Origin of the sequence: Paenarthrobacter sp. CM16 (genome assembly GCF_013179505.1) — a bacterium.
In the GTDB taxonomy this organism is placed as follows: domain Bacteria; phylum Actinomycetota; class Actinomycetes; order Actinomycetales; family Micrococcaceae; genus Arthrobacter.
Window position 1 is genome coordinate 1 of the sequence record NZ_JABMCX010000377.1, and the last position, 3,789, is coordinate 3,789.

The 3,789-nt window shown below is 64.2% G+C and carries 4 protein-coding genes; 2 read left to right on the forward strand and 2 right to left on the reverse strand.

The window, feature by feature from the left end; all coding sequences use genetic code 11:
* Window positions 1-174: 174 nt before the first annotated feature.
* Window positions 175-1,221 (forward strand): Gfo/Idh/MocA family oxidoreductase, encoded by a 1,047-nt coding sequence (locus HP499_RS22000; protein ID WP_172326225.1) that lies wholly within the window; start codon window positions 175-177, stop codon window positions 1,219-1,221.
* Here the strand turns inward: HP499_RS22000 and HP499_RS22005 are convergent.
* Together HP499_RS22005 and HP499_RS22010 are read right to left on the reverse strand one after the other, a co-directional pair.
* Entirely contained in the window at window positions 1,205-1,687 is a 483-nt protein-coding gene (locus HP499_RS22005; protein ID WP_172326226.1) for a hypothetical protein, read from the reverse strand. The two genes, HP499_RS22000 and HP499_RS22005, sit on opposite strands and share 17 nt — an antisense overlap.
* Before the next feature lie 33 nt (window positions 1,688-1,720).
* Window positions 1,721-2,923: a WXG100 family type VII secretion target gene (locus HP499_RS22010; protein ID WP_172326227.1), complete on the reverse strand. Its 1,203-nt coding sequence runs from the start codon at window positions 2,921-2,923 to the stop codon at window positions 1,721-1,723.
* A gap of 296 nt (window positions 2,924-3,219) precedes the next feature.
* Between HP499_RS22010 and HP499_RS22015 the strand changes: the two genes are divergently transcribed.
* Window positions 3,220-3,789 (forward strand): hypothetical protein (locus HP499_RS22015; RefSeq protein WP_172326228.1); only part of this gene is annotated, 570 nt, incomplete at its 3' end.

A 3,789-nucleotide genomic window follows, 5' to 3' on the forward strand; every position in this document is an offset into this window, starting at 1 on the left:
ACCAACCCCGGTGACAACACTCTCAAGATCATCGAATCAACAGAGGGTCGCAATCATGCCGGGATCAGCAGGCCAGCACACCCATATCCTGCACCAGGAAACGGGCTACGAAAAAGGTAACGAGGGTTGGCGTGAAAGGGCTATTACGTGAGAGAGGATCGGTAGCCTAGGGTCATGACTTCCCAGCCGATCCGTACCGCCGTCGCAGGTTTTGGCCTTTCGGGGAGCGTCTTTCACGCGCCCTTCATCGCCGCCAACCCCGCCTACGAACTAGCCGTCATTGCCACCTCCGACGCCGGACGGCAGGCGAAAGCAAAAGCTCGCTATCCGCACACCACCATTGTCAACACGCCCGAGGACATCCTGGCCCTCGCCGATCAGCTGGACCTCATCGTCCTGGGCACACCGCCCGCAACGCACTTCCCGCTCGCGAAGGCAGCGCTGGAAGCCGGGCTCGACGTCGTGGTGGATAAACCGTTCACGGTCCGCAGCGCAGAGGGCGAAGAACTGATCAGCCTGGCCGCACAACTGGGCCGCGTCCTCACCGTGTACCAAAACCGGCGTTGGGACGGCGACTCGCTTACCGTCAAGAAACTGCTCGACGCCGGGACGCTGGGCTCCGTGACCCGGTTCGAGGTAGGGATGGAACGCTGGGCACCGGAGATCGCCAAAGCCTGGAAGGCCGGTGCCACGGCGGAGGAAGGCGGCGGTGTCCTGTTCGACCTCGGCACCCACGTTCTGGATCTATGCCTGCAGTTCTTTGGCCCAGCAACCGTCACTTACGCGGAAACCCAGGCCCGCCGTCCCCAGGAATCAGCGGACGATGATGTCTTCCTGGCACTCAGGCACCAGTCGGGCGTGGTCAGCCACGTCCGCATCAACCTGACCAGCCACCTGCACGGCCCGCGCTTCCGCGTTTTGGGCACGGAGGGCGGTTTCGTGAAGTTCGGTACCGACCCGCAGGAACCGCACGTGCTGGCGGGCGGGCTGCCTACGGACGCCGAGTACGGCGTCGAACCGGCCCAAAACCATGGCACGCTGGAGCGGAACGGGCAGCGCAGGGCGGTCCCCACTGAGCGCGGCGCCTACCCCGAGTTTTACCGGATCCTGGCGGACAAGCTCGACGACGGCGGCGCGGCGTCCGCGCTTCCGTTACCGGTGGATCCGGCAGGCTCGGTTGCTGTGCTGAAACTGATCGAGCAGGCTAGGACGCTGGCGTAACGTCCGCGCTGGCAACCAGCGAGTAGATGGCTTTGAGGTCCTGGTTCCCTTCGTCCGGCTGGCAGCTGCCGGTCAGCTGGACGATATCAACAGCAGTCTCCTGCTGTACTACCGTGACGGCCGTGAACTGGGCCAGGGAACCGGCCTGCGGGTGCGTGTAGCGTGCCTCGCGTACGTGCCAATCCCGGCCGTTGATCACCACCGGTTCCGTGCCCAGCAGAACGGCATCCGGCAAGGCATCCAGGAATGAGTCCACTGACGCGGCAATGTCCTGGAGCTGGTATCCGGGCAAGCGGCGCGACACGGAAATCACCACGTTTGCTGTGTAGCGCCCTTCCGCGGCAGGGGCCATCAGGGCACCAACGGCGTCCGGGACCACTTGATCTGTCCACCCTGCCGGCGGGTTGAGTTTGATGGTGGGGTAGGCGGGGAATACTGCGGACGGGAAAACCTGGTGCGAGGTCATGGGGCCCTTTCGGTGCGTTGTCAGTACAGGAAGCTATTTGCTGAGGAAGTCGACGAACCCGGTCACGGAATCCACCAACCCGGACGGGCTGATGGTGATCTGGCCACCGGCTCCCAGCCCCAGCTCCGCAGTGATTTTGGCACCCGCGCCGAGAGTGAGCCCGTCCTCGTCCATGGAAGCGGTGAAGAAGTGGCCCTCGCCGGCTCCGGCGGCGACTGTTGCATTAAGGGTCAGCGTCTGGCCCAGAACTTCTACGTACCGGCTTCCGGTCAGTTCCGCCCCGGCGCCGGCGCTGAACGCTGTGCCGGTTGTTTCGCCGCCCTTGACGCTCATTTCGCCTTCGCCCGCGCTTGCCCAGGCTCCGGCGCGTAATTCTCCGCCCTGCCCCAGGGAGAACAGCCCGCCGGCGAACTCGGTCTTGTTATCCATAGTGAGTTTTTGGCCGGCAAAGCCTTCACCGCCCGCGGAGAACAGGAACGGGCTGCTGGCATTGGCGTGGGCGCTGGCCTCGACCCCCGCCATCATCCGCGTGGTGGAGGTGTTGGTGACCCATCCGTCGAAGAAGTCGGATCGTGTGGTGGTCACGTTCTCTGCACCTACGAATGCTTCGCCGGTGGCGTGGGCGCTGGGAAGTCCGAGCCCGAACGGCACGCTGGCCCCGTACTCGCCTTCTGCGCGGGCCCCAACAAAGGTTTCATTGGTGACAGTCGTCTTGACGGGCCCTACCTCGGACTCCGCCTTCCATGTCATGTCCCCTCCAGAGGAAGCCTCTCCGGAACCCCCGACGTCGATCCCACCCGGACCAAATGAACCGTGGGACTCACCCGTTGCCTGGCTGTCAATGGAGCCCTCGCCTTCAACGGTGAACGGCCCATAGCTGGTGGAATCAAAAGTGAAGCCAAGCTCCCTCGGAATACCCTTGAAGGACCCGGCAGAGGGTCCTCCCTTGGATCCTCCCGCGCCACCTGTGGACGCCTGTTCCTGCTGCTCCGCGTTGAGCTTCAGTGCGCGGGCATTGTTCCGAAGGCAAGTCGCAGCCGCGCTCAGCCGTCCGTGCAGATCGCTTTGCCACCTGCTGCGGAACTGGTCGGCGTCATTTCCGCGCCAATACGTTCCGTTCTGAATCATCGCGGTCAGTTGCCGCTGAAGACCCGTGATCTTCTCGGCTTCAGCATCCATCACGGACGATAAGCGCCGAAGATCTCCGACGTCCGCGCCGACTAATCCTTGTCCCATTAGGTACCCAGTCCCATCACGTATCCCCTGAACGTAGTGACATACAAAGCCAGGCAACCAACGGCGCAGGCATTTTCCTGAGCATAGTTGGCTGCAGCCGGCCCGGCCATGGGGACATCTAGCCAGTGTGGACAACTGAGCGGGACGCTGTGACCAAAAAGTTTTCTGTTGACAAGGCGTAACCTCACCGCCGCCGCAAACGATGTAAGGGGAGTGCGGGCCACGTCCGCACGCTGATCATCCGGCAGCGACCCAACCGCTGCCGGGGCAATCCCAAGAATTTGTCGGAGGGTTTTATGTCCTTGTTCACTGTCCTCGCCACCAGCAAAGTCGCCGCGGGCGTTCTGGCCGCCGGAGCTGTAGCTGCCGGCGGAACCGGTGTAGCTGCTTTCAACGGTGCACTCCCCACCGGGATCCAGCAGGCCGCACATGACCTCGTTGGCGCCCCTGCTCCGGTTGACGGCACGGCCGCCGAAGCAGCCGACGCCGCCCGGACCGCCACCGCCAAGGCGACTGACGCCGTCGGGACCGCGCAGGCAAAGGCCGCCGAAGCCGCCGAAGCCGGTCAGTCAACGGCTGCCGAGGCTGCATCCGGCGCGAAAGCCACAGTGGAGGACGCCACGTCCCCGGAGGCTTTCGGCTTGTGCACCGCGTTCCTCAACGGTGACCTGAAGTCTGATTCCAAGGTCCCGGGCTTTGAGTCCCTGACCATTGCCGCCGGCGGCGAAGCGAAGGTGGAGGCGCACTGCGAGGCAGTGGTCGATGCCGGCAAGGCCGCCGACGCGAAGGTGAATGGTTCGGCCAAGGCAGGGGCCGACGTCGACGCTTCTGTAACGTCCGACCTCCCGGCAACGCCGGCGGTACCG